The following is a 24,774-nucleotide window of genomic DNA, read 5'->3' as shown; positions in this document are numbered from 1 at the left end:
GTTTCGGTGGGCGTCTGAGCCGGAATCTTCGCGCAAATCAGGGGGAGCGATGTTCCAGGGTGCGGCCGCGCTCAGTGTCGATGCAAAGGGACGCATGGCGATCCCGGCGCGTCATCGCGACGCCCTCGTGCCGGACGGCGCGCCGCTGGTCATCACCGCGCATCCGCATCGCTGTCTTCTCGTTTATCCGCAGGAGGCCTGGGAGCCGATCAGTCGCCAGATCGCGGCGATGCCCGGGCTGGACCCGCGCACCGCGACGCTCAAACGATTGCTGGTCGGCTTTGCGCAGGCGGAAACGCTCGACGGAGCCGGGCGCGTGTTGATTGCGCCGTCGCTGCGTCAGTGGGCGGGGCTGGACAAGCAGGTATGGCTGGTCGGCCAGGGTTCGCATTTCGAGTTGTGGTCGGAGGCGGGCTGGCTCGCGCAGCAGGAAGCCATGCAGTCGCTCGATGGCGATGCGCTGCCGCCGGGCTTCGAGAGTCTGGCGCTATGAAACATGCCGGCACGCACATCACGGTCCTGCTCGAAGAAGCGGTCGACGCGCTGGCGATCCGGCCGGACGGCATCTACGTCGATGCCACCTTCGGGCGGGGCGGACACAGCCGGGCGATTCTCGCGCGGCTGGGCGCGGCGGGCCGGCTGGTGGCCTTCGATCGCGATCCGTCGGCGATCGAGGCCGGACGCGCGATCGACGATGCGCGTCTGACGCTGGTACATGCGCCGTTCTCGGCGCTGGCCGAGGAACTCGATGCGCTGGACGTGAGCCGCGTCGATGGCGTGCTGCTCGATCTCGGGGTGTCCTCACCCCAGCTCGATGAAGCCGAGCGCGGCATGAGCTTTCGTTTCGATGCGCCGCTGGACATGCGCATGGATACGAGCCGCGGGGAAACGGTGGCGCAATGGCTGGCGCATGCCAGCGTCGCCGACATCAGGGAGGTGCTCAGGGATTATGGGGAAGAACGGTTTGCTCATGCGATTGCAAAGGCGATTGCAGCTGCTCGGTCAGGGGGGGCTGTCGAGACCACTGGACAACTTGCCGCGATCGTGGAAAAGGCGGTCCGTACGCGCGAGCCGGGGCAGCATCCGGCGACGCGGAGCTTTCAGGCTCTACGGATTTTCATCAATCAGGAGCTCGAGGAACTGAGCGAGGCCCTGCCCGCCGCGATGCGCATGCTCGCACCCGGCGGGCGGTTGGTCGTGATCAGTTTCCACAGTCTCGAGGATCGCATCGTGAAGCGCTTCATGCGTGACCAGTCGCGACCGGACGACGCGCCTGCGCGCATGCCCTTGCGCGCCGACCAGTTGCCGCAGCCACGCCTGCGTTTGCTCGGCAAGGCACGCCGTCCGGGTGCCGCCGAGGTCGCCGCCAACCCGCGCGCGCGCAGCGCCGTGCTGCGCGTGGCCGAACGTACCGGAGTGGCGGCATGACACGACTCGCAAGCATGCTGGTCGTTGCGGTGGTCGTCAGCGCGCTGGGCGTGGTGGCGGCCCAGCATCAGTCGCGCAAGCTTCACGCGGAGTATGAGCGCGAGCAGGCACGTGCACACCAGCTCGAGGTCGAATGGGGGCAGCTCCAGCTCGAACAGAGTACCTGGGCCTCGCCGGTGCGCATCGAGGCGGTCGCGCGCGAGCGCCTCGGTCTGGCCGAGCCCGAGCCGGGCCGCATCCTCGTCGCAGGAGAGGAGTCATGACGAGTCGCCATTCGGTCACCTTCAATCACAATCCGCTGCTCGAGCGCGGCCTGCAGGGCTGGCGCGCGCGCACGGTGCTGGGCCTGATGCTGCTCGGCTCGCTGGTGCTGGTCGCCCGCGCCGCCTGGCTGCAAGGCGTCAACCACGACATGCTCAAGGCCCAGGGCGAACAGCGATACGCACGCGTGGTTCCGGTGCCCGCCACGCGCGGACGCATCACCGACCGTCACGGCGACGTGCTCGCGGTCAGTTCTCCGGTGCGCGCGATCTGGGCGAGTCCGCGCGAGGCGCGTCTGCTGCCGGCCGACGCGCGTCGCCTCGCGGCGCTGCTGAAAATGGACGTGGAGGCGCTCAACCGCCAACTCGCCAGTGAGCGCGACCGGGTCTATCTGCAACGTCAGGTCTCGCCGGAAGTGGCGCGGCGCATTGCCGAACTCGGCCTGCCCGGCGTTCATCAGGATCCGGCCTACCGCCGTTTCTATCCGGGCGGTGAGATGTCCGCGCATCTGCTTGGCTTCACCGACATCGACGAGCGCGGCATCGACGGCATCGAACTGGCCTACGACGAGGTGCTGCGCGGCGAGGCCGGCGCGCGTCGCGTGATCCGCGACAATCGCGGCCAGATCATCGAGGACGTCGAATTGCTGCGCGCGCCGCGCGACGGGCAGGACGTGACGCTGTCGGTGGACAACCAGATCCAGTTCGTCGCCTATTCCGCGCTGCGCCAGGCGATCCGCGACAACGCGGCCGCCGCTGGCTCGGTGGTGGTGCTCGATGTGCGCAGTGGCGAGGTGCTCGCCCTGGTCAATGCGCCGACCTACAATCCCAACAACCGTGCCGGCCTGTCCGGTGCGCAGCTGCGCAACCGCGCGCTGACCGATCTGTACGAACCGGGTTCGACGATGAAGCCGTTCATCGGCGCGCTTGCCATCGAGGCCGGGCGTGTCACGCCCGAGACCATCGTCGAGACCGATCCAGGCCGAATGAGCATCGGCCGCGCGACGATTTCCGACGTGCGTCGCCACGGCATGCTGAGCGTCGCGGAAGTGATCCAGAAGTCGTCCAACGTGGGCACCGTGAAGATCGCCATGCAGTTCCAGCCGCGCGAGATGTGGACGCTGTTCGATCGCCTCGGCTTCGGGCGGCCCTTGCAAGTCAAGTTTCCCGGCACTGCCGGCGGCCTGTTGCGTGCGGCCGACAGCTGGAAGCCGATCGAGCAGGCGACCATGGCCTATGGCCACGGGATCTCGAGCACGCTGATGCACATGGCGCGCGCCTACCTCGCCTTCGCGCGCGACGGCGAACTGCTGCCGATCTCGCTGGTACGCCAGGAGCGCCCGCCAAAGCCGGTGGGTCAGATCTTCTCGGCGCAGACGGCGCGCGCGATGCGCACCATCCTCGAGAACGCGGCCGGCCCCGGCGGTACCGGACAGCGCGCGCGCGTCACCGGCTACCGCGTCGCCGGCAAGACCGGAACCGCCCACAAGCTGGAGGGCGGACGCTATACCGACAAATACGTCTCGTCCTTCGTCGGCTTCGCGCCGGCGTCCGACCCGCGCATCGTGGTCGCCGTGATGATCGACGAGCCCAAGGCCGGCGCGCACTTCGGCGGCGCCGTCGCCGCGCCGGTGTTCGCGCGCGTCACCGAGGGAGCGCTGCGTGCCCTTGGCGTCGCGCCGGATGCGCCGCTGGTGCCCTTGCACCTGGCCGGACGACGCCCGCCACAGGAGCAGATGTGAGCCGCGAGCGCGCCCTGGAGCTGCTCGACGCCCTCGCGGCCGCCGGTGTGCGGCCGCGTGGCGTATGTGCCGACTCGCGCGAGGCTCGCACCGGTGACCTGTTCCTGGCCTGGCCCGGCGTGCGCAGCGATGGCCGCGAGCATATCGGCGACGCGCTGGCGCGTGGTGCGGCGGCCGTGCTGTGGGAGAGCGGTGACGGCCGCGCGCTGCCCGATTGCGCGGTGCCGGCGATCGGCGTCGAGGGCCTGCGCGCGATCGCGGGCCACCTCGCGCACGAGGTCTTCGGTCGTCCATCGGCCGCGCTGTGGGTGGCCGGCGTCACCGGTACCAACGGCAAGACCACGGTCAGCCAGTGGATCGCGCAGGCACTGGAGGCTCTTGACGTGCGTTGCGGCGTGATCGGGACCTTGGGCGCCGGTTTTCCGGGGCGGCTCGAGCCGCTCGCCAACACCACGCCCGATGCCATCGTCCTGCATCGCGCGCTGGCCGCGCTGCACGGGGCCGGAGCGCGTGCCGTGTCGATGGAGGTGTCCTCGATCGGGCTCGATCAGGCCCGCGTGGCCGGTGTCGAGTTCGACGTCGCGGTGTTCACCAACCTCAGTCGCGACCATCTCGAATATCACGGCACGATGGACGCCTACGGCCGTGCCAAGGCGCGCCTGTTCGACCAGTCGGGGCTGAGTTGTGCGGTGCTCAACATCGACGACGCCTTTGGCGCGGAACTTGCCGCGAAGCTGGCTGCTCGCGGTCAGCGGGTGATTGGCTGCACGATGCACGAGACGACCCTGCCCGGGCTGCCACGACTGGTCGGCAAGCCCCTGGGCGTGGCGCCGTCGGGCATCCGCTTCACCGTGTGCGAGGACGGCGAACATGCCGAGGTCGCGCTGGCGACGGTCGGCGGCTTCAACGTGGCCAATGCGCTGGCCGTGATCGGCGTGCTGCGCGCGCGTGGTGTGCCGCTGGCCGAGGCGGCTCAGGCCACCAGCCGCGTGGTGCCGCCGCCGGGGCGCATGCAGTTGTTCGGTGGCGTGGGCGAGCCGCTGGTGGTGGTCGATTACGCGCATACGCCTGATGCGCTCGCCAAGGTGCTGGAGGCCGCGCGCGATGCGGCCACCCGCCGTGGCGGACGTCTGGCCTGCGTGTTCGGCTGCGGTGGCGAGCGTGATCCGGGCAAGCGCGCGCTGATGGGCGAAGCGGCCGCGGCGCTGGCCGACCGCGTCATCGTCACCAGCGACAACCCGCGCGGCGAGGACCCGGCCGCGATCGCGGCGATGGTGCTCGAAGGCACGGGCGGCAGCGCGCGCTGCGAACTCGACCGCACGCAGGCCATCCGCCTCGCGCTGGCCGAGGCGCATGGCGACGACGTGGTGGTGGTGGCCGGCAAGGGCCACGAGAGCTGGCAGGAGATCGGCGGCGTGCGTCATCCGTACAGCGATGCCGCAGCGGTTCGCGCGGCGCTGGCTGCACGCGCGTCGCAGGGGGAGTCGGCCCCATGATGACGCTGGCCGAACTGGCGCAGGCGCTCGACGCGCAACTGCATGGCGAGGGCGCGACGCGCTTCGAATCGGTGGGCACCGACAGCCGGCGTGTGCGCGACGGCGAACTGTTCGTGGCGCTGCGCGGCGAGCGCTTCGATGCGCACGATTTCGTGCCCGATGCGCTGGCCGGTGGCGCGGTCGCGGCGCTGATCGACCGCCAAGGTTTCGCGCGCCTGCGTACCGCGCGCCCGCTGTTGGTGGTCGAGGACACCCTCGTCGCACTGGGGCGCCTGGCGGCGTACTGGCGCAGCCGCTTCGACATTCCGCTCATCGGCGTGACCGGCAGCAACGGCAAGACCTCGGTCAAGGAAATGTGTGCGGCCATCCTGCGCGAGCATCTGCAGGGCGAGGATACGGTGCTCGCCACCGTCGGCAACCTGAACAACGACATCGGCCTGCCGCTGACGCTGCTTGGCCTGCGCGAGGGCCATCGCGCGGCGGTGGTCGAGCTGGGCATGAACCACCCGGGCGAGATCGCCCGCCTGGCAGCGATCGCACGCCCCACGGTGGCGATCGTCACCAACGCCCAGCGAGCCCATCTGGAAGGGCTGCGTTCGCTCGACGAGGTCGCGCGCGAAAAGGGCGCGATCTATACGGCCGGGCGCGAAGATGCGGTGGCCGTGATCAACGCCGACGACGCGCGTGCCGACTACTGGCGTTCGCTCGTGGCGGGGCGGCGCATGCTCGCCTTCGGCATCGCCCGCGACGCCGACGTGCGCGGCAGTGCGATCGTGCACGGGCTTGGCGTGGAGCTCGAAGTGGACAGTTTCGCCGGGCACGCGCGGATCGTGCTGCGCGTGCCCGGCGAGCACAATGCGCGCAACGCGCTGGGGGCTGCGGCCGCTTGTCTGGCCGCCGGCGTCGGGCTCGACACGGTGGTCGCCGGCCTGCAGGCCTACACCGGCACGTGCGGCCGGTTGCAGAAAGTTACCGGGCCGCGCGGTACGTGCATCATCGACGACACCTACAATGCGAACCCCGATTCGGTGCGGGCCGCGATCGACGTCCTGGCGGCGATGCCCGGCCGCAAGCTGCTGGTGCTCGGCGACATGGGCGAAGTGGGCGAGACCGCCGCCCAGGTGCATGACGAGGTCGGCGGCTACGCCAAGAGCCGGGGTGTCGACGCCTTGTTCGCATTCGGCGACCTGAGCCTGCTGGCCGCGCGCAATTTCGGCGACGGCGGCCGTCACTTCGGCAGCATCGAATCACTCGTCGCGGCGCTTGCGCCGTATTTCGCGGCGGACACCACGGTACTCGTGAAGGGTTCGCGATTCATGCGCATGGAGCGCGTCGTCGAGGCGCTGCTCGCTGCGCGCGACGCCGGCGCGGCCGGCCCACAAGGGGATTCCGATGTTGCTTGAACTCGCGCTGTGGCTGGGCCAGGACGTGCGTGCCTTCAACGTCTTCGGCTATATCACGCTGCGTACCGTGCTCGCGGCGATGACGGCGCTGGTGATCTCCTTCCTGCTCGGGCCCCCGGTGATCCGCTGGCTGGCGGTCAAGAAGATCGGCCAGGCCGTGCGCGATGACGGTCCCAAATCGCATCTGACCAAGGCCGGCACGCCGACCATGGGCGGTGCGCTGATCCTGATTGCCATCGGCATCACGGTGCTGCTGTGGGGCGATCTGTCCAATCACTACGTGTGGGTCACGCTGTTCGTGACCCTGGGCTTCGGCGCAGTGGGCTGGGTCGACGACTGGCGCAAGGTCGTGCACCGCGATCCCAAGGGGCTGGCCAGCCGCTGGAAGTATCTGTGGACCTCGGCCATCGCGCTGGCTGCCGCTCTGTTTCTGGGGCTGACCGCAAGCGCGCCGGCGCAGACCGAGCTGATCGTGCCCTTCTTCAAGGGCGTGGCCTATCCGCTGGGCCTGTTCGGCTTCGTCGCGCTGTCCTACTTCGTGATCAACGGCACCAGCCACGCGGTGAACCTGACCGACGGCCTCGACGGCCTGGCGATCATGCCCACCGTGATGGTCGCCGGTGCGCTGGCCATCTTCGCCTATGTCGCCGGGCATGCAGGCTTCGCCAAATACCTGGGCGTGCCCTACATCGCGGGCGCCGGCGAGCTGGCGATCTTCTGCGGCGCGATCTGCGGGGCCGGATTGGGCTTCCTGTGGTTCAACGCCTATCCGGCCGAAGTGTTCATGGGCGACGTCGGGGCGCTGGCGCTGGGTGCGGCGCTGGGCGTGATCGCAGTGATCGTCCGCCAGGAGATCGTGCTCTTCATCATGGGCGGCCTGTTCGTCGCCGAGACGCTGTCGGTGATGCTGCAGGTGGTCTATTACCGCATGAGCGGCGGCAAGCGCATCTTCCGCATGGCACCGCTGCACCATCACTACGAACTGGGCGGCTGGAAGGAAACCCAGGTCGTGGTGCGATTCTGGATCATCACCATCATGCTCGTGCTGTTCGGGCTGTCGACGCTGAAGCTGCGATGACGGACGTGGGTGCGCGCTTCGTGCTGATACTGGGCATCGGCGAGTCGGGGCTCGCGATGGCCCGCTGGTGCGCGCGTACCGGGGCGCGTCTGCGCGTGGCCGACACGCGCGCGTCGCCGCCGATGCGCGCCGCCCTGGCCGCCGCCGTGCCCGAGGCCGAGATCGTGTGCGGCGAGTTCGACCTGCAGCTGCTCGACGGGATCGATCTGGTTGCGCTCAGTCCGGGCATTGACCCGGCCGATCCCGTGCTGAGCGAAGCGCGTGCGCGCGGTCTCGCGGTGCTCGGCGAGATGGCCTTGTTCGCCGATGCGCTCGATGCGCTGCAGGTGCGCCCGGCAACTTCCATCATCGCGGTCACCGGAACCAACGGCAAGAGTACGACCACCGCGCTGAGCGCGGCGCTGCTCGCCGGCTGCGGCATCGATGCGGTGGCGGCAGGCAACATCAGCCCGGCCGCGCTGGCAGTGCTGTGCGATCGCCTCGACGAGGGACGTCCCTTGCCCACATGCTGGGTGCTGGAGGTGTCGAGCTTCCAGCTCGAGAGCGCCGGTGCCTTCCGGGCCGACGCGGCCACCGTGCTCAACGTCAGCGACGATCATCTCGACCGTCACGGCAATCTGGACGCCTATGCCGCGCTCAAGGCGCGCATCTTCGCCGGCGACTGCGTACAGGTCCTCAACCGCGACGATCCGCGGGTTGCGGCGATGGCGCTCTTGGGGCGGCGTCAGGTGCGCTTCGGTGCCGGCGTTCCCGACGAGGGTGGGTTCGGATTGATCGAGCGCGACGGCGAGGAATGGATCGCGCTTGGCGACTCCGCCCTCGTGCCGCTGTCTGCACTGGCGATCGCCGGGCGTCACAACGCGCTCAACGCGATGGCCGCCCTCGCGCTGGGTGCGCTCGCCGGCGCGCCGATGCCGCGCATGATCGAGGCGCTCAAGGCCTTTCGCGGGCTGCCGCACCGCGTCGAGCCGATCGCCTGCCGCGCCGACGGCGTGGTCTTCTACGACGATTCCAAGGGCACCAACGTGGGTTCCACGGTCGCCGCGCTTGCCGGACTGGGTCGGCCCGTGGTGCTCATCGCCGGGGGCGACGGCAAGGGGCAGGATTTCGCCCCGCTGGCCGAAGCGGTGGCTGCACACGCGCGCGCGGCGGTGCTCATCGGCCGCGATGCGCCGGCGATCGCCTCGGCCCTGTCGCTGCATCGCTTCGAGAGCGTGCGCGCCCCCGATCTGGCGACGGCGGTCGAGCGCGCCAACGTGCTGGCGCGGCGCGGCGACGCGGTGCTGCTCTCGCCGGCCTGCGCGAGCTTCGACATGTTCCGCAACTACGTGCATCGCGCCGAGGTATTCGCTGCGGCGGTGCGCGCGTTGCCGGGCGTGGAGGCGCTGCGATGAGCGCGCTGCAGATCCTGGGTCTGTCGCGTGACGACGGCAGCGCCGCTGCCGCGCGCGCCGCGCGCCGTCTGGTGCGCCCGCAGGCGCCGCCGCGCGAGCTCGACCCGCTGGTGCTCGGACCCGCCGTGGCATTGATCCTGCTGGGTCTGGTGATGGTGTACTCGGCCTCGATCGCGGTGGCCGAGGGCAGCCGCTTCACCGGCAATCAGTCCACCTATTTTCTGCTGCGTCACGCGGTGTTCCTGAGCATTGGCCTGGGGGCGGGCTATCTCGCCTTCCTTCTGCCCATGCGAGCCTGGCAGCGAATCGCGCCCTGGTTGTTCCTGCTGGGCGTGGTGCTGCTGGTGCTGGTGCTGATTCCCGGCATCGGCCGCGCGGTCAACGGCGCGCAGCGCTGGATCTCGCTCGGCCCGGTGAACCTGCAGCCCTCCGAGCTGATGAAGATCTTCGTCGCGCTCTACGCGGCCGACTACACGGTGCGCAAGCTGCCGGACATGGGCAGCTTCCGCCGTGGCTTCCTGCCGATGGCGGGGATCATCGTGCTGGTGGGCATGCTTTTGCTGCAGCAGCCGGACTTCGGCGCGATGGTGGTGATCTGTGCGATCGCTTTTGGCGTGCTCTTTCTGGGCGGCATGAACGTGAAGGTCTTCGGCCTGCTCATCGGCGTCGCCTCGATCGGCCTGAGCCTGTTGATGTGGTTATCGCCGTACCGGCGTGACCGTCTGCTCAACTTCATGGACCCCTGGCAGGATCCGTTCGACAAGGGCTACCAGTTGTCGCATGCGCTCATCGCCTTCGGACGTGGCGAGTGGTTCGGTGTCGGCCTCGGCGGCAGCGTCGAGAAGCTGTTCTACCTGCCCGAGGCGCACACCGACTTCCTGCTCGCGGTGATCGCCGAGGAACTGGGCTTCATCGGCGTCGCCGTCGTCGTCGTGCTGTTCGCCATCCTGGTGCAACGAGCCTTCGCCATCGGCCGCGAGGCGATCAACCTGGAGCGCTATTTCTCCGGGCTGGTGGCGATGGGCGTCGGAATGTGGCTGGGTGTGCAGTCCTTCATCAACATGGGCGTGAACATGGGTCTGCTTCCCACCAAGGGGCTGACCCTGCCGCTGATGAGTTTCGGGGGTTCGGCCATCGTCTCCGCGTGCCTGGCGCTCGGCATCCTGTTGCGCGTGGACTGGGAAAACCGGCAGATGAAGCGCGGGGTGGGGTCGTGAGCGCGCGCACCGCGCTGATCATGGCCGGAGGAACCGGCGGGCACATCTATCCGGGCATCGCGGTGGCCGAAGAACTGCGCACGCGCGGTTGGGACATCGTGTGGCTGGGCAATCCGGATGGCATGGAAGCGCGCATCGTCGCACCGCGCGGCTACCGCTGCGAATGGATCCGTTTCGGTGCCCTGCGCGGCAAGGGCTTGGTGCGCAAGTTGCTGCTCCCGCTGAGTCTGCTCTCCGGATTCTGGCAGGCGCTGGGCGTGCTGCGCCGGGTAAAGCCCGACGTGGTGCTGGGCATGGGCGGCTACATCAGCTTTCCGGGCGGCATGATGGCCGCCCTGACGGGGCGCCCGCTGGTGCTGCACGAGCAGAACTCGGTGGCAGGGCTGGCCAACCGTGTGCTCGCCGGCGTCGCAGGCCGTGTGCTCGCCGGCTTTCCCGATGCCCTGCGCAAGGCCACATGGGTGGGCAACCCGGTGCGGCGCGAGATCGCGGCGGTGGCCGGCCCGGGCGAGCGATTCGCCGGACGCGAGGGGCCGTTGCGCCTTCTCGTGGTCGGCGGCAGTCTCGGCGCCGCCGCACTCAACGACATCGTGCCGCAGGCGCTCGCGCGCATTCCGCTGGGTGAGCGCCCGCAGGTCACTCACCAGGCCGGTCGCCGCCAGTTCGCCGCCTTGCAGGCGGCCTATGCGCAGCACGGCGTCGACGGCGAACTGGTCGATTTCATCGAAGACATGCAAGCGCGCTACGCCGCCGCCGATCTGGTGATCTGCCGTGCGGGCGCGATCACCGTGGCCGAACTGGCGGCGGTCGGCGCGGCCAGCCTGCTGGTGCCCTACCCGCATGCGGTCGATGACCACCAGAGCCGCAACGCGCAGTTCCTCGCCGAGCGTGGCGCGGCGATGCTGATCGCGCAGGCCGAGCTCGACGCCGGACAACTGGCGGGCATCCTCAGGGGGCTCGATCGCGCTCGGCTGGCCGGCATGGCCGCGCGCGCGCGCGAGCTGGCGCGCCCCGGTGCGGCCGCTGCCGTGGCCGACGCCTGCGAGGCGCTCGCCGAAGGAAGGAAGGAATGAAACACAAGGTCAAGCGTATTCATTTTGTCGGCATCGGCGGCGCGGGCATGAGCGGTATCGCCGAGGTGCTGGCCAACCTGGGATTCACCGTCTGCGGTTCGGATCTGGCCGAGACGGCGACCACCCGGCGCCTGCAGGGCCTGGGCGTGCGTGTTCTCACGGGTCACGATGCCGCGCACGTCGACGGTGCCGACGCGGTGGTCGTCTCGACGGCGGTGTCCGACGACAACCCCGAGGTGGTGGCCGCACGCGAGCGCAACATCCCGGTGGTGCCGCGCGCGCAGATGCTCGCCGAACTGATGCGCCTGAAGCAGGGCATCGCGATCGCCGGCACGCACGGCAAGACGACCACGACCTCGCTGGTGGCGAGCATCCTCGCCGAAGGCGGCATGGACCCGACCTTCGTGATCGGCGGGCGCCTCACCGCCGCCGGCGCCAATGCGCGACTGGGCAAGGGCGACTTCCTGGTGGCCGAGGCCGACGAGTCCGACGCTTCCTTCCTGTTGCTCAATCCGGTGATCTCGGTGGTCACGAACATCGACGCCGACCACATGGAGACCTACGCGCACGACTTCGCCCGGCTCAAGCAGGCATTCGTCGATTTCCTGCAGCGTCTGCCCTTCTACGGCGTGGCCGTGTTGTGCGAGGACGACCCGAACGTGCGTGAAATCGCGCCGCAGGTGTCCAAGCAGATCGTGCGCTTCGGCCTGTCCGAAGAGGCCAACGTGCGCGCCGAGAATCTGCGCGCGGTGGGGCGGCGCATGTGCTTCGACGTGGTGCGCGTCAATGGTTCGACCAGCCGCCTGGCCGTGGAACTCAACCTGCCCGGCGTGCACAACGTGCTCAACGCCTTGGCCGCGATCGCGGTGGCGACCGAATTGCAGGTCAGCGACGCGGCCATCGTCAAGGCACTGTCGGAGTTTCGCGGCGTGGGCCGGCGTTTTCAGGACCATGGCGAGATCCCGGTCGCGCACGGGGCGGGCCGCTTCACCCTGATCGACGACTACGGCCACCACCCCATCGAGATGGCGGCGACCATTGCTGCCGCGCGCGGCGCCTATCCGGGCCGGCGCCTGGTGCTGGCCTTCCAGCCGCATCGCTACACCCGCACCCGCGATTGCTTCGAGGATTTCGTCAAGGTGCTCTCCAAGGTCGACGGGCTGCTGCTGGGCGAAGTCTACGCCGCCGGCGAGCCGCCGCTGGTGGCCGCCGACGCGCGCAGCCTGGCGCGCGCGCTGCGCGTGGCCGGCAAGGTCGAGCCGGTGTTCGTCGAGGACATCGCCGACATGCCCGCGGCGATTGTCGATGCGGCCCGCGACGGCGATGTGGTGATCACCATGGGCGCGGGGTCGATCGGTCAGGTGGCCGCGCGCGTGGCCCAGGAATACGGGGAGGGCGTGTGACGGACAGGTTCGGAAAGGTCGCGGTGCTGTTCGGCGGCACATCGGCCGAACGCGAGGTCTCGCTGATGTCGGGCAGCGCCGTGCTCGCGGCGCTGCAGGGTTGCGGCGTGGATGCGCACGGCTTCGATCCGGCCGAGCGCGATCTGTGTGCGCTGCGCGACGAGGGATTCGAGCGTGTCTTCATCGCACTGCACGGCCGTGGCGGCGAAGACGGCACGGTGCAGGGGGTGCTCGAGACCCTGCGCATTCCGTATACCGGCAGCGGCGTGATGGCTTCGGCGCTGGCCATGGACAAGTGGCGTACCAAGATGGTGTGGGCCGCCTGCGGCCTGCCCACGCCGCGCTATGCGATTCTCGACGCGCAGACGGATTTCGATGCCGTCGCCGCCGAACTGGGCATGCCGGTGTTCGTCAAGCCGGCGCACGAAGGCTCGAGCATGGGCGCGACCAAGGTCGTCGAGCCATCGCAGTTGCGTGCAGCCTGGGAGCTGGCCGCGCGCTACGACCGCCTGGTACTGGCCGAGGCCTTCATCGACGGCGCCGAGCTGACCGTGCCTTTCCTGAATGATCGCGCGCTGCCGGTGATCCGCATCGACGCGCCGGGCGGCAACTACGACTACGAGCACAAGTATTTCAGCGACGAGACGCGCTATCTGTGTCCGTCGGGGCTGGACGCCGCGCTCGAGGACGCACTCAAGCGCCTTGTGATGCAAAGCGCGGCAGTGCTCGGCTGCCGCGGCTGGGGACGCGTGGACATCATGCTCGACCGCGACGGCCGTCCCTGGCTGCTGGAAATGAACACCGTGCCGGGCATGACCGGCCACTCCCTGGTGCCGATGTCGGCGCAGGCCGCCGGTCTGGGTTTCGGGCAGTTGTGCATCGCGATCCTGGAAGGGGCAAGTCTTGGCTGAGCGGCGCAACGGCAGGGCCTCGCGTGCGAACGCGCGCGAGGGGCTGTGGGATCGTCCCGCGACGCTGAACGCGATCTCCGACGCGTTGATGTTCTTCGTGGCGCTGGCCTTCGCCTGGGCATTCGTCGCGTGGCTGACCAGCCGGCCGTTCTTTCCGTTGCGCGAAGTCGTGGTGCTGACGCCGCCGGGTCAGGTCACGCCGGCGCAGATCGAGTACGCGGCGCGCTCTTCGGTCACCGGCAATTTCTTCACGGTGCAGCTCGCCGACGTGCGCGAGGCGCTCGAGAAGCTCCCCTGGGTGCGGCGCGCCGAGGTGCGCAGACGCTGGCCGGACGCGCTCGAGCTGCGCCTGGAGGAGCAGCAGGCCGTCGCCTACTGGTCCCCTGTGGGCAGCGACGAGGTGCATCTGATCAACCGTCAGGGCGAGGTCTTCGTGGCGGCGAGCAACGCAGAACTGCCGTCGTTCTCCGGCCCGCAGGGCTCGGCAGGACATCTTTTCGCGCGTCATCGCGAGTTCGCGGCGTTGGTCGAGCCGCTGGGCCTGCGCATGAAGCGCCTGTGGCTGTCGCCGCGCGAGGCGTGGGAGCTGGAACTGGAAGACGGCCTGGTGATCCTGCTCGGCCGTGACCGTGAACGCGCGCCGCTGGCTGAGCGACTGGTGCGCTTCGTGCGCCTGTGGCCCGAGGCGCGCGAGCGCGTCGGCGTTCCCGTGGCGCTGGCCGACCTGCGTTACCAGCGTGGATTCGCACTGACGCCGGCGCTCATGCCGGAGCAAGGCAAAGGGAAGCAATGAGCAAGGAAACCAAGGAACTGGTCGTCGGACTCGACATCGGCACATCGAAGGTCACCTGCCTGGTCGCACACGCGCTGCCCGACGGCGAACTCGAAGTGGTGGGCCTGGGCACGCAACCGATGAGCGGGCTCAAGCGCGGCGTGGTGGTCAATATCGAGGCCACCGTGGATGCCATTTCGCGCGTCATCCAGGAGGTCGAGATGATGGCCGACTGCAAGATCCGCGACGTGTTCACGGGGATCGCGGGCAGCCACATCAAGAGCTTCAACTCCAACGGCATGGTCGCGATCAAGGACAACAAGGAGGTCAGCCCGCTCGACGTCGAACGCGTCATCGAGGTCGCCCGCGCGATGCCGATCCCGGCCGAGCAGCAGATCCTGCACATCCTTACCCAGGAATTCATCATCGACGGCCAGGGCGGCGTGCGCGAGCCCATCGGCATGAGCGGCGTCAAGCTCGAGGTCAAGGTGCACATCGTCACCGGCGCGGTCTCGGCCGCGCAGAACGTGGTCAAGTGCGTGCGCCGATGCGGTCTGGAAGTGGTCGACCTGGTGCTGCAGCCGCTGGCCTCGAGCCACGCGGTGCTCACCGAGGACGAGAAGGATCTGGGCGTGTGCCTGATCGACATCGGCGGTGGCACGACCGACATCGCGGTGTTCACGCAGGGCGCGATCCGTCATACCGCGGTGCTGCCGGTGGCCGGTGATCAGATCACCAACGACATCGCGATGGCGCTGCGCACTCCGACCTCGGAGGCCGAAGAGCTCAAGATCCGTTACGGCGTCGCAATGCACTCGATGGCCGAGCCCGAGCAGATGATCGAGGTGCCCGGCGTGGGCGACCGCCCGGCGCGCGCGCTGTCGCGCCAGCGCCTGGCCGACGTGATCGAGCCGCGCGTGTCCGAGATGTTCGAGCTGGTTCAGGCCGAGCTGCGGCGCAGCGGATACGAAGAACTGCTCTCGTCGGGCGTGGTGCTGACCGGTGGTTCGTCGGTGATGCACGGCATGGTGGAACTGGCCGAGGAGATCTTCCACCTGCCCGCGCGGGTGGGCGCGCCGCAGTATCGCGGCGCGCTGGCCGATGTCGTGTGTCAGCCCTATTACGCGACTGCGATGGGTCTGGTCATCGAAGGGCAAGCGCAGCGCCGGCGCGGCCTGATCGGCCGAGATCCGGGCAATCTGCGCGACTGGTTCGCGCGTGCGCGGTCCTGGCTGGAACGCAATTTCTGAAAGGCGTGCCAAGGCCGCGCATTTTTTGAAAATTCTGCCTGTAAAAACAGGCTATTTAGTTATAGACTGCAAAGAGCTCACTAAATGGCGGGTCAATTCGCCGGTGAGCAGGAACTCAGAGGAGGCTCGACAATGGCAACGTTCGAAATCGTGGAAAAGGAGCAGACCGGCACGGTCATCAAGGTGATCGGCATCGGCGGCGCCGGCGGCAATGCCGTCGACCACATGATTCGCGAAGGCGTGCAGGGCGTGGAATTCGTCGTCGCCAACACCGATGCGCAGGCGCTCAAGCGATGCCTCGCGCCGACCAAGGTGCAGCTCGGGACCAGCGGCCTGGGCGCGGGCTCCAAGCCCGAGGCCGGGCGCGTGGCCGCGCAGGAGTCGGCCGACGTCATCGCCGACGCGCTCTCCGGTGCGCACATGTGCTTCATCACCGGCGGCATGGGCGGCGGCACCGGCACCGGGGCGGCACCGGTGGTCGCCGAAATCGCACGCGAGAAAGGCATCCTGTGCGTCGGCGTGGTGACCAAGCCCTTCGATTTCGAGAATCGCCTGCGCGTGGCCGAGAGCGGCGTCGAGGAGTTGTCGCGCCACGTCGATTCGCTGATCGTCGTGCTCAACGACAAGCTGCTCGAGGTCTTCGGCGACGATGCCGGCTTCGAGGACTGCTTCCGCTCGGCCGACAACGTGCTGCGCAACGCGGTCGGCGGCATTGCCGAGATCATCAACGTGCCCGGTTTGGTCAATGTCGACTTCCAGGACGTGCGCACCGCCATGGGCGAGATGGGTCGCGCGATGATGGGCTCGGCCGAGGCCTCGGGTCTGGATCGCGCACGCATCGCGGCCGAGCAGGCTGCGGTCAGCCCGCTGCTCGAAGGCACGGAGCTGTCGGGCGCGCGCTGCGTGCTGATCAACATCACCTCCGCGCGCGGCGCGCTGAAGATGTCCGAGGTGCGTGACGCGGTCAAGACGGTGCAGGCCTTCGCCGCGCCGGAAGCCTTCGTCAAGTACGGCACGGTCTTCGACGACGACATGGAAGACCGCATCCGCGTGACCGTGGTCGCCACCGGCCTGGGTTCGCAGGCGGCCGGTCGCCAGCCGGTGATGCAGGTGGTGCGGGGTACCGGCACCTACGGTGACGGCGGTTATGCCGAGGAACAGGGCTCCGACGTGCCGGCGGTGATGCGCAGCAACCGACGCAACAAGGTCGAGGCGATGAGCACCAACGGCATGGGGACCTACGACATCCCCGCCTTCCTGCGCCGCCAGGCCGACTGAGCGGCCGCGACAGCCCTGCACGGGCGCCGCACTCGGACCCCTGCCTCCGGTCCCGGGTGCGGCGCCCGTCACGTTTGCCGCGCCCGATCGCGTGACCCGTGCGGCGTTGCAGGCTAGAATGGGCGTTCCAATCTGGAGTTGTGAATGATCCGACAGCGCACGCTCAAATCCAGCGTCACCGCCACCGGCGTCGGGCTACACGGTGGCCGCAAGGTTACGATGACCCTGCGGCCGGCGGCGCCGGATGCGGGCATCGTCTTCCACCGCGTCGACCTTGATCCGGTGGTCTCGCTACCCGCCGATCCGTACTCGGTGTGTGACACGCGCATGTGCTCCGGGCTGCAGCGTGGAACGGCCAAGGTGGGCACGGTCGAGCACCTGATGTCGGCGCTGGCCGGGCTGGGTATCGACAACGTCCACGTCGACATCGATGCGCCCGAGATTCCGATTCTCGACGGCAGTTCCAGCCCCTTCGTGTTCCTGCTGCGTTCGGCCGGCATCGAGGAGCAGGCCGCGCCCAAGCGCTTCATCCGCGTCACCCGGCCGGTCGAGTACCGCGACGGCGACAAGTGGGTGCGTCTCGAGCCCTACGATGGCTTCCGGCTGGAGTTCTCGATCGAATTCAACCACCCGGCGGTCGATGGCACGGCTACGCGTGTCTTGGTCGACTTCGCCGAGCACTCCTATGAGCGCGACATCGCGCGGGCGCGCACCTTCGGCTTCATGCAGGACGTGGAATTCATGCAGGCCAACGGGCTGGCGCTGGGTGGCAGCCTGGCCAACGCCATCGTGATGGACGAGTACCGTGTGCTCAACACCGAAGGGCTGCGCTATGCCGACGAGTTCGTCAAGCACAAGGTGCTCGACGCGATCGGCGATCTGTACCTGTGCGGACGACCGCTGCTGGCCACTTACACCGCCCACAAGTCCGGTCACGCGATGAACAATGAATTGCTGCGCGCCCTGCTCGAAGACCGCACAGCCTGGGAATCGGTCAGCTTCGATACGGCTGACGACACTCCGGCTGCGGTTGCTCGGCGCTTTGGCGCCGAGCCGCTGGCCGCCTGACGCTGCCCATGCTCGTAATACGCATCGTCGCACTGGCTGCGCTGCTGGCCATCGGTGGCACCTTGCTGGCATGGATGTTCACCGGTGATCCGAAATATCGCCAGTACGCATGGAACCTGTTCATCGGCGCGCTGCTGGTCATTCTCGCGGTGTTGCTGACCTTCGTCTTCGAGCGCTTCTCCAGCCCCGGCGGCTGATCACTCCGGGCGGCTGCGATCGACGAGCCGCTGAAGCGACGCGCGCAAGGCGTCGCCCTCGGGCAGTTGCGCGATCAATTTCTCCAGGCTTTCGCGACCGGCGGCGCCTACGGTGCGCGACGGCCGCGGTGCCTGCTCTTGGGGCGCGACCGTCACCCCGACCTTGACCTCCACACGCGTCACCGCAAAGCCCTCGGCGGCCAGCGCCGCAGTCAGGCTCGGGGCCATGTGGCGCAGGCGCGAAGCGACGCTGCCGCTGCGCGCGATCAGGATCACGCTGTCGCCCTTGAGGTTGGCCACCGAGCATGCTTCACCCAGCGGCCCCGGCAGCGAGCGGGCGAGCACCTCCTGCAGGCGACGCAATGTACGCGCACGGTCATGCAGCCGGGCGAGGGTCTCGCCGCTGCCGAGAAAGCGCTGGACGGGTTCGGACATCGGGGCGGTCCTGGCGGGGGTGACGGGCGCCTGCTCGCGGCGGAGCACGTGCCACGGGCGGGCATCGGCTGCATGCTACACTACTGCATTTGCCGATTCGACCCACCACACATCCATGATCTCCGGCCTTATCAAGAAGGTTTTCGGCAGTCGCAACGACCGCCTGATCCGCCAGTATTCCCAGAAAGTGCGCGCCATCAATGCCCTCGAGCCACAGTTCGAGGCGCTCTCCGATGACGAGCTGCGTGCCAAGACGGACGAATTCCGTCAGCGCCTTGCCGACGGGGCGAAGCTCGACGACCTGCTCATCGAGGCCTTCGCGGTGGTACGCGAGGCCGGCAAGCGCGTGCATGGCATGCGCCACTTCGACGTGCAGCTGGTCGGCGGGATGGTGTTGCACGACGGGCGCATCGCCGAGATGAAGACCGGCGAGGGCAAGACGCTGGTGGCGACTCTGCCTGCCTACCTCAATGCGCTCGCCGGCAACGGCGTGCACATCATCACCGTCAACGACTATCTCGCCAGTCGCGACGCGGAGTGGATGGGGCGCATCTACGGCTTCCTGGGCCTGACCACCGGCTGCAACCTGTCGCGTCTGTCGCATACCGAAAAACAGGCGGCCTACGGCTCGGATATCACCTACGGCACCAACAACGAGTTCGGCTTCGACTACCTGCGCGACAACATGGTGTATTCCACCGCCGAACGCGTGCAGCGCGGGCTGAGCTTCGCCATCGTCGACGAGGTCGATTCCATCCTCATCGACGAGGCACGCACGCCGCTGATCATCTCCGGTCAGGCCGAGGATCACACCGAGCTGTACCTGCGGCTCAACGAAGTGCCGCCGAAGCTTACCGAACAGCAGGGCGAGGGCGACAACGTCACCGAGCCGGGCGACTACACCCTGGATCTGAAGGCCCGCCAGGTGCTGCTGACCGAGGAAGGTCACGAGAAAGCCGAGCAGATCCTCTCCGAGATGGGGCTGCTCGAAGAGGGTGCGAGCCTGTACGACGCGTCCAACATCATGCTCGTGCATCACCTCTACGCGGCCTTGCGCGCGCACGCGCTGTTCCACAAGGACCAGCACTACGTGGTGCAGGACGGCGAGGTGGTGATCGTCGACGAGTTCACCGGTCGTCTGATGTCCGGCCGACGCTGGTCGGACGGCCTGCACCAGGCCGTCGAGGCCAAGGAAGGCGTCAAGATTCAGGCCGAGAACCAGACGCTGGCCTCGATCACCTTCCAGAACTACTTCCGCATGTACGCCAAGCTCGCCGGCATGACCGGCACGGCCGACACCGAGGCCTACGAGTTCCACCAGATCTACGGCCTGGAGACGGTGATCGTGCCGACCAACCGCCCGATGCAGCGGCGCGACGGCAACGACAAGGTCTACCGCACTGCCAAGGAAAAGTGGGACGCGGTCATTGCCGACATCCGTGACTGCGTCGAGCGCGGCCAGCCGGTGCTGGTGGGCACGACCTCGATCGAGGTCAACGAATTCCTCTCGGGTCTGCTCAAGCGCGAGAAGATTCCGCACCAGCTGCTCAACGCCAAGCAGCATGACAGCGAGGCGCAGATCGTCGCCCAGGCCGGGCGCCCGGGCGTCGTGACGATCGCCACCAACATGGCCGGCCGCGGCACGGACATCGTGCTCGGCGGGAACATCGAGCGCGAGATCGATGCCGTCAAGAACGACGCCAGTCTCGACGAGGCGGCGCGCGAGGCGAAGATCGCACAAATGCGCGCCGAATGGCAGAAGGTGCACGACGCGGTGATCGCTGCCGGCGGCCTGCACATCATCGGTACCGAGCGGCACGAGTCGCGCCGCATCGACAACCAGTTGCGCGGCCGCGCGGGTCGTCAGGGCGATCCGGGTTCGAGCCGCTTCTACCTGTCGCTCGAAGATCCGCTGATGAAGATTTTCGCGGGCGATCGCCTCAACACCATCATGGTGCGCCTGAAGATGCCCGAGGGCGAGGCGATCGAGCACGGCATGGTCACGCGTTCGCTCGAGTCGGCGCAGCGCAAGGTCGAGCAACGCAACTTCGACATCCGCAAGCAGCTGCTCGAGTACGACGATGTCGCCAACGACCAGCGCAAGGTGGTGTACGAGCAGCGCAACGAACTGCTGTCGACCGAGGACATCTCCGAGACCATCACCGCGATGCGCCGCGGCGTGATGGCCGATACCTTCCGCATCTACGTGCCCGAGGAAAGCGTCGAGGAGCAATGGGACATCGCCGCACTCGAGACCGCGCTGGCCGGCGAGTTCCAGCTCAAGCTGCCGGTGGCCGAGTGGCTGGTCGCCGAGCCCGATCTCGACGATGACACCATGCTCGAGCGCATCATCGCCGCCGCCGACGAAGCCTACGCGGCCAAGACCGCGAGCGTCGAGCCGGCCGCCTGGCACCAGTTCGAACGCCACGTGATGCTGCAGAGTCTGGATACGCGCTGGCGCGACCATCTGGCCGCGCTCGATCAGCTGCGCCAGGGCATCCACTTGCGCGGCTACGCGCAGAAGAATCCCAAGCAGGAATACAAGCGCGAGTCCTTCGAGCTGTTCGAGGCCTTGCTCGATTCCGTGCGCACGGAAGTCACCAAGGTGCTGATGACCGTGCAGGTGCGCACCAAGGAGGAGCTCGAGGAAGCCGAGCGCCAGGAAAAGCTCGAGAATGTCGAGTACCGCCACGCCGAGTTCAAGGACGAGGCCGTTCCCGAGGCCGAGGAAAACGAGTCGGTCGCGACCGGTGCGACGCTGGCGCCGGCGCGCGCCGGCCCGCGCGTCGGCCGCAACGACGCCTGTCCCTGCGGTTCCGGCAAGAAGTACAAGCACTGCCACGGCAAGCTCGCCTGAGCGATAATGGTTCGGGGTCGGTGCGGCCCCGCCATTTGGAAGTCGGCCGACCCGCGGTATGCTGAAGACGAGGCCCCGGCGCGTATGTGCCGGGGCCTCATGCCATGTGCGTCAGCACATTTCGCCCGTGCTTACCGTCGTCGCCCCGCTCGCGTAAACTGCCTCACCAATCATCTTCGACGCATTTTGTTCCGCATTCCCATTTATTCGCCCGGAGTCCAACGATGCCCGTGAACTACGTTACCCCGTCCGCCGCCAGCCTCGCACCCGTCGCCGGGGTGCGCATCGGCATCGCCGAGGCGGGCATCCGCAAGAAGGGGCGGCGTGACCTGACGCTGATCGAGGTCGACGAGGGCAGTCGCGTGGCCGGGGTGTTCACGAAGAACCGTTTCTGTGCTGCGCCGGTGCATGTGTGTCGCGCGCATCTGGCGCAGGCGAGCGTGCGCGCGCTGGTCATCAATACCGGCATCGCGAATGCCGGCACCGGCGAGCAGGGCATGGCGGCAGCGCGCGAGACCTGCGAGGGGGTGGCGAAGCTGCTCGAGGTCGCGCCCAACCAGGTGCTGCCGTTCTCGACGGGCGTGATCCTCGAGCAGCTTCCGGTGGATCGACTGGTCGCCGGTCTGCCGGCGGCTGCCGCCGATCTGCGCGCGGATGGCTGGTTCGATGCGGCGCACGCGATCATGACCACCGACACCGTGGCCAAGGCCGCTTCGCGCAGCGTCGAACTGGGCGGACGTACGGTCACGTTGACGGGCATGAGCAAGGGCGCGGGCATGATCCGCCCCAACATGGCGACCATGCTGGGCTTCATCGCCACTGACGTGCACATCGCGCAGGATATGCTCGAAGGCCTCGTGCGCGAGGTGGCCGATCTCTCGTTCAACAGCATCACGGTCGATGGCGATACATCGACCAATGATGCCTTCGTCGTCATCGCCACCGGCCAGGCGGAGAATGCCGAGATCATCGACGAACAGTCGAATGGCTACGCGGCCTTCCGCGAGGCGCTGGCCGGCATCGCCATCGAGTTGGCGCAGGCGCTGGTGCGCGACGGCGAGGGTGCGACAAAGTTCATCGAGGTCGCCGTCGAAGGTGGGCGCGACCGCGACGAATGCCGCGCCGTGGCCTATGCGGTGTCGCATTCCCCGCTGGTGAAGACAGCATTCTTCGCATCGGACCCGAACCTCGGGCGCATTCTCGCGGCCGTGGGCTATGCCGGTATCGACGATCTGGACGTCGGCAAGGTTTCGGTGTGGCTTTCCAGCGCTGGAGAGGAAGTGCTGGTCGCCGAGCGTGGAGGGCGCGCGACAGGCTATCGCGAGGAGGATGGTGCGCGCATCATGCAGCGCGCGGAGATTGGCGTGCGCATCGCGCTGGCCCGCGGTGATGCGGCCGCGACGGTGTGGACCTGCGATTTTTCCTACGATTACGTCAAGATCAACGCGGAATATCGTAGCTAGGAGTGTAGATACTCCGTTGACGGTCAAGCCTTTAAAAGAGTCTGAGCGCAGCTGAACAGTCGGCTCGAATCGAACGGGGTTCCATTGCGGATGCACGCCCAGATTCCGGTGAGCATTTTTCGCATGAGCGCACACAAGGCCTGGATGCGTTTTTTGCCGCGGGCGAGCAAGGCTTCGTAGAAGGCCTTGGCGTTGGGGTCCGATTGCACGGCGACCATGGCCGGCATGAACAGGGCTGCGCGCAGATAGGCGTTCCCGGCCTTGGACAGGCGCCCGGGCCTGTGCACGCTGCTACCCGACTGGTTCAGGCGCACGTCCAGTCCGGCAAAGCAGCTGACCTGCGCGCTGTTCATCTGCGTGGGCAACACGCACAACTCAGCCAGGATCGCCAGCGTGCTGGCCGCACCGAGCCCTTTGGCACAACGCAGGTGCTGGGCCATCACCGACAGTTGCGCGCACTGTTCGATGCGTTGCTGCGCAGCGCCTTTGAGCCGCTCGATGCGCGCATCGAGTTGTTCGATGCCTTCGCGCTCATCGTCGATCAGTAGCGCGGAGACGTCTCGACGTGCCTGGAGCGCATGCAGGCGGTTCTTGGCCTGGGTGCGGGCGTGGATCAGGCGGTTGATTTGACGGCCCAGATCGCGCAAGGCCAGCCGATCGGGCGCCGGCGGCACCCACAGCGCGGGCGCCATGCGCTGGGCGTATTCGGCCAGCAAGGCCGCGTCGATCGCATCGGTCTTGCTGCCTTTGAGTTTGATCTGGGCAAAGTGCTTGAAGCTGCGCGGGTTGATCACGCTCACCGGCAGGCCGGCCGCGTGCAGGGCCACAGCCAAATCCACGAAATACACTCCGGTCGCCTCCATGACCACCCGCTCGGGCGCGAGCTTCTTCAGATGCGCCGCAGCCTGGGCGTGGCCCGCAGGGGTTTGCTCAAAGCGGCGCACCTTGGCATTGGTGCCGTTGCGGCGTACGACCAGATCGAAACTCTTGGCGGCAATATCGATTCCCACCACACACATGGGCTTTCCCTCCAGCGCAAGATTTGGTACCTGTGAACACCGGCTTCCCCGACCTCGTACTTTTTGCCACTTCGACCTTGTGATGCAAAGTCCAGCTCAGCGCTGGCTTTCGGATACTCCTCGAAGTCGGCAATGAGGCGGGGGGCCGCTCTACATACGAGGTCAGCATCGCGCTGCCTCAGGGTCGGTACGGCCTCCCCGGTGATCGGCTACATCGACTGCTCAGGCAGTCACCTTCAACATACAAGGTCGGTGCGAGCGCAGCGAGGGCCGACGCAGTGGCATGTGTCAGCTTGGTGCGTCGCACTCGCTGCGCTCGTCGCGACCTACGAGTTGCTCAGGCAGTCACCTTCAACATACAAGGTCGGTGCGAGCGCAGCGAGGGTCGACGCGTCGGCAGGTGTTGGCAGCGCGTGCGACGCCGACCGCGACGCATGGTCGAGCGGGTCGTTCCAACGAGCCGGGTGGGTCAGCGATCGAGCTTGGTGATCTTCGAGCCTTCGAAGGTCAGGTTGTACATCAGGCCCTTGCCCGAGAAGATGAAGCCGATGATGGGCTTCTGCGCCGTCTCGGTGTCGATGCCGCCGCCGGCGCCCAGCGTGGCGACGGCGACGCTGCCATCGACGCCGGCCTTCCAGCCCTCGCTGTTGCGGAATTTGGCCAGCACCTCGTCATTCATGAAGAGCATGATCTGGCTGCGCGATTGTGCGCCGAGCTGAAAGCCGATCGAGGCCGAAGCGAGGCTGTAGTAGCCCACGGTCTGACCGTCGATGATCAGGGCGCCCTCGCCGTACTCGCCGCCGACGCCGATGCCGGCCTTGACGACGTTCGGAAAGACGAGCATGCCCGAGGCGTTCTTGGCCAGTTCGTGGCCGGCCGGAGCCTGTTTCTCGAATGCAACCAGCGCCGCGCGCACTTCGGCATCGATCTCTTCCTTGGATGCGGCGCCAGCGGTGACGCTCACGCACAGCGCGAGCAGGATTGTTTTTTTCATCGTTCTCTCCTTGGTCTGGGGGGTGTGCAAGCGGCC

The 24,774-nt window shown here is 67.8% G+C and carries 22 protein-coding genes; 19 read left to right on the top strand and 3 right to left on the bottom strand.

Annotated elements, in window-relative coordinates:
- Positions 1 to 49 precede the first annotated feature (49 nt).
- From mraZ to C0099_RS12235, 17 genes are all read left to right on the top strand, one after another.
- A complete protein-coding gene (gene mraZ, locus C0099_RS12315; RefSeq protein ID WP_102247690.1) occupies positions 50 to 493 on the top strand; it encodes a division/cell wall cluster transcriptional repressor MraZ in 444 nt (147 codons plus the stop codon).
- A complete protein-coding gene (gene rsmH, locus C0099_RS12310; protein ID WP_102247689.1) occupies positions 490 to 1,428 on the top strand; it encodes a 16S rRNA (cytosine(1402)-N(4))-methyltransferase RsmH in 939 nt (312 codons plus the stop codon). The genes mraZ and rsmH overlap by 4 nt, the downstream gene beginning before the upstream one ends.
- On the top strand, positions 1,425 to 1,691 hold the full coding sequence (gene ftsL, locus C0099_RS12305) for a cell division protein FtsL (RefSeq protein WP_102247688.1): 267 nt from the start codon (positions 1,425 to 1,427) through the stop codon (positions 1,689 to 1,691). Before rsmH ends, ftsL begins: the two co-directional genes overlap by 4 nt.
- Complete coding sequence (locus C0099_RS12300; protein ID WP_102247687.1) at positions 1,688 to 3,430, top strand: peptidoglycan D,D-transpeptidase FtsI family protein; 1,743 nt, start codon at positions 1,688 to 1,690, stop codon at positions 3,428 to 3,430. Before ftsL ends, C0099_RS12300 begins: the two co-directional genes overlap by 4 nt.
- Complete coding sequence (locus C0099_RS12295; RefSeq protein WP_102247686.1) at positions 3,427 to 4,926, top strand: UDP-N-acetylmuramoyl-L-alanyl-D-glutamate--2,6-diaminopimelate ligase; 1,500 nt, start codon at positions 3,427 to 3,429, stop codon at positions 4,924 to 4,926. The genes C0099_RS12300 and C0099_RS12295 overlap by 4 nt, the downstream gene beginning before the upstream one ends.
- Entirely contained in the window at positions 4,923 to 6,329 is a 1,407-nt protein-coding gene (locus C0099_RS12290) for a UDP-N-acetylmuramoyl-tripeptide--D-alanyl-D-alanine ligase (RefSeq protein WP_102247685.1), read from the top strand. The genes C0099_RS12295 and C0099_RS12290 overlap by 4 nt, the downstream gene beginning before the upstream one ends.
- Entirely contained in the window at positions 6,319 to 7,407 is a 1,089-nt protein-coding gene (gene mraY / locus C0099_RS12285) for a phospho-N-acetylmuramoyl-pentapeptide-transferase (RefSeq protein ID WP_102247684.1), read from the top strand. Before C0099_RS12290 ends, mraY begins: the two co-directional genes overlap by 11 nt.
- Positions 7,404 to 8,801, top strand: coding sequence for a UDP-N-acetylmuramoyl-L-alanine--D-glutamate ligase (murD, locus tag C0099_RS12280; RefSeq protein WP_102247683.1), 1,398 nt, complete (start codon positions 7,404 to 7,406; stop codon positions 8,799 to 8,801). The genes mraY and murD overlap by 4 nt, the downstream gene beginning before the upstream one ends.
- Positions 8,798 to 10,018 carry a putative lipid II flippase FtsW gene (gene ftsW / locus C0099_RS12275; protein ID WP_102247682.1) on the top strand — a complete coding sequence of 407 codons (1,221 nt, stop codon included), beginning with the start codon at positions 8,798 to 8,800 and terminating at the stop codon, positions 10,016 to 10,018. The genes murD and ftsW overlap by 4 nt, the downstream gene beginning before the upstream one ends.
- Positions 10,019 to 10,038: 20 nt before the next feature.
- A complete protein-coding gene (gene murG / locus C0099_RS12270; RefSeq protein WP_102248499.1) occupies positions 10,039 to 11,091 on the top strand; it encodes an undecaprenyldiphospho-muramoylpentapeptide beta-N-acetylglucosaminyltransferase in 1,053 nt (350 codons plus the stop codon).
- Positions 11,088 to 12,494 carry a UDP-N-acetylmuramate--L-alanine ligase gene (gene murC / locus C0099_RS12265; protein ID WP_102247681.1) on the top strand — a complete coding sequence of 469 codons (1,407 nt, stop codon included), beginning with the start codon at positions 11,088 to 11,090 and terminating at the stop codon, positions 12,492 to 12,494. Before murG ends, murC begins: the two co-directional genes overlap by 4 nt.
- Positions 12,491 to 13,405: a D-alanine--D-alanine ligase gene (locus C0099_RS12260; protein WP_102247680.1), complete on the top strand. Its 915-nt coding sequence runs from the start codon at positions 12,491 to 12,493 to the stop codon at positions 13,403 to 13,405. The genes murC and C0099_RS12260 overlap by 4 nt, the downstream gene beginning before the upstream one ends.
- A complete protein-coding gene (locus C0099_RS12255; RefSeq protein WP_228151585.1) occupies positions 13,398 to 14,198 on the top strand; it encodes a cell division protein FtsQ/DivIB in 801 nt (266 codons plus the stop codon). Before C0099_RS12260 ends, C0099_RS12255 begins: the two co-directional genes overlap by 8 nt.
- Positions 14,195 to 15,427 (top strand): cell division protein FtsA, encoded by a 1,233-nt coding sequence (gene ftsA / locus C0099_RS12250; RefSeq protein WP_102247679.1) that lies wholly within the window; start codon positions 14,195 to 14,197, stop codon positions 15,425 to 15,427. The genes C0099_RS12255 and ftsA overlap by 4 nt, the downstream gene beginning before the upstream one ends.
- Positions 15,428 to 15,559: 132 nt before the next feature.
- Entirely contained in the window at positions 15,560 to 16,705 is a 1,146-nt protein-coding gene (ftsZ, locus tag C0099_RS12245; protein ID WP_102247678.1) for a cell division protein FtsZ, read from the top strand.
- A 144-nt stretch (positions 16,706 to 16,849) separates the two neighbouring features.
- Complete coding sequence (gene lpxC / locus C0099_RS12240) at positions 16,850 to 17,773, top strand: UDP-3-O-acyl-N-acetylglucosamine deacetylase (RefSeq protein ID WP_102247677.1); 924 nt, start codon at positions 16,850 to 16,852, stop codon at positions 17,771 to 17,773.
- A gap of 8 nt (positions 17,774 to 17,781) precedes the next feature.
- Positions 17,782 to 17,970 carry a hypothetical protein gene (locus C0099_RS12235; protein WP_102247676.1) on the top strand — a complete coding sequence of 63 codons (189 nt, stop codon included), beginning with the start codon at positions 17,782 to 17,784 and terminating at the stop codon, positions 17,968 to 17,970.
- On the opposite strand, the gene C0099_RS12230 is transcribed toward C0099_RS12235, so the two are convergent.
- Positions 17,971 to 18,405 carry a DciA family protein gene (locus tag C0099_RS12230; protein ID WP_102247675.1) on the bottom strand — a complete coding sequence of 145 codons (435 nt, stop codon included), beginning with the start codon at positions 18,403 to 18,405 and terminating at the stop codon, positions 17,971 to 17,973.
- A gap of 115 nt (positions 18,406 to 18,520) precedes the next feature.
- On the opposite strand from C0099_RS12230, the gene secA reads away from it, so the two are divergent.
- Both secA and argJ read left to right on the top strand, forming a co-directional pair.
- Positions 18,521 to 21,262, top strand: a complete 2,742-nt coding sequence (gene secA, locus C0099_RS12225; protein WP_102247674.1) for a preprotein translocase subunit SecA — start codon at positions 18,521 to 18,523, stop codon at positions 21,260 to 21,262.
- A gap of 224 nt (positions 21,263 to 21,486) precedes the next feature.
- Positions 21,487 to 22,725 carry a bifunctional glutamate N-acetyltransferase/amino-acid acetyltransferase ArgJ gene (gene argJ / locus C0099_RS12220; protein ID WP_102247673.1) on the top strand — a complete coding sequence of 413 codons (1,239 nt, stop codon included), beginning with the start codon at positions 21,487 to 21,489 and terminating at the stop codon, positions 22,723 to 22,725.
- A 23-nt stretch (positions 22,726 to 22,748) separates the two neighbouring features.
- On the opposite strand, the gene C0099_RS12215 is transcribed toward argJ, so the two are convergent.
- The gene (locus tag C0099_RS12215) at positions 22,749 to 23,744 is read right to left on the bottom strand and encodes an IS110 family RNA-guided transposase (protein ID WP_102247609.1); all 996 of its coding nucleotides are present in this window, start codon (positions 23,742 to 23,744) and stop codon (positions 22,749 to 22,751) included.
- 469 nt (positions 23,745 to 24,213) lie between these two features.
- Positions 24,214 to 24,738 carry a BPSL1445 family SYLF domain-containing lipoprotein gene (locus C0099_RS12210; RefSeq protein WP_102247672.1) on the bottom strand — a complete coding sequence of 175 codons (525 nt, stop codon included), beginning with the start codon at positions 24,736 to 24,738 and terminating at the stop codon, positions 24,214 to 24,216.
- Positions 24,739 to 24,774 lie beyond the last annotated feature (36 nt).

Origin of the sequence: Pseudazoarcus pumilus (assembly GCF_002872475.1) — a bacterium.
Lineage (GTDB): Bacteria > Pseudomonadota > Gammaproteobacteria > Burkholderiales > Rhodocyclaceae > Pseudazoarcus > Pseudazoarcus pumilus.
This window is presented reverse-complemented; position numbering and strand designations above follow the sequence as displayed.

Coding starts and splice junctions, on each gene's coding strand:
- C0099_RS12300 (WP_102247687.1), top strand. CDS start 1,688: ATGACGAGTCGCCATTCGGTCACCTTCAATCACAATCCGCTGCTCGAG.
- mraY (WP_102247684.1), top strand. CDS start 6,319: ATGTTGCTTGAACTCGCGCTGTGGCTGGGCCAGGACGTGCGTGCCTTC.
- C0099_RS12290 (WP_102247685.1), top strand. CDS start 4,923: ATGATGACGCTGGCCGAACTGGCGCAGGCGCTCGACGCGCAACTGCAT.
- lpxC (WP_102247677.1), top strand. CDS start 16,850: ATGATCCGACAGCGCACGCTCAAATCCAGCGTCACCGCCACCGGCGTC.
- mraZ (WP_102247690.1), top strand. CDS start 50: ATGTTCCAGGGTGCGGCCGCGCTCAGTGTCGATGCAAAGGGACGCATG.
- ftsW (WP_102247682.1), top strand. CDS start 8,798: ATGAGCGCGCTGCAGATCCTGGGTCTGTCGCGTGACGACGGCAGCGCC.
- C0099_RS12210 (WP_102247672.1), bottom strand. CDS start 24,738: ATGAAAAAAACAATCCTGCTCGCGCTGTGCGTGAGCGTCACCGCTGGC.
- C0099_RS12235 (WP_102247676.1), top strand. CDS start 17,782: ATGCTCGTAATACGCATCGTCGCACTGGCTGCGCTGCTGGCCATCGGT.
- rsmH (WP_102247689.1), top strand. CDS start 490: ATGAAACATGCCGGCACGCACATCACGGTCCTGCTCGAAGAAGCGGTC.
- murG (WP_102248499.1), top strand. CDS start 10,039: ATGGCCGGAGGAACCGGCGGGCACATCTATCCGGGCATCGCGGTGGCC.
- murD (WP_102247683.1), top strand. CDS start 7,404: ATGACGGACGTGGGTGCGCGCTTCGTGCTGATACTGGGCATCGGCGAG.
- secA (WP_102247674.1), top strand. CDS start 18,521: ATGATCTCCGGCCTTATCAAGAAGGTTTTCGGCAGTCGCAACGACCGC.
- C0099_RS12230 (WP_102247675.1), bottom strand. CDS start 18,405: ATGTCCGAACCCGTCCAGCGCTTTCTCGGCAGCGGCGAGACCCTCGCC.
- ftsL (WP_102247688.1), top strand. CDS start 1,425: ATGACACGACTCGCAAGCATGCTGGTCGTTGCGGTGGTCGTCAGCGCG.
- ftsA (WP_102247679.1), top strand. CDS start 14,195: ATGAGCAAGGAAACCAAGGAACTGGTCGTCGGACTCGACATCGGCACA.
- ftsZ (WP_102247678.1), top strand. CDS start 15,560: ATGGCAACGTTCGAAATCGTGGAAAAGGAGCAGACCGGCACGGTCATC.
- C0099_RS12215 (WP_102247609.1), bottom strand. CDS start 23,744: ATGTGTGTGGTGGGAATCGATATTGCCGCCAAGAGTTTCGATCTGGTC.
- argJ (WP_102247673.1), top strand. CDS start 21,487: ATGCCCGTGAACTACGTTACCCCGTCCGCCGCCAGCCTCGCACCCGTC.
- murC (WP_102247681.1), top strand. CDS start 11,088: ATGAAACACAAGGTCAAGCGTATTCATTTTGTCGGCATCGGCGGCGCG.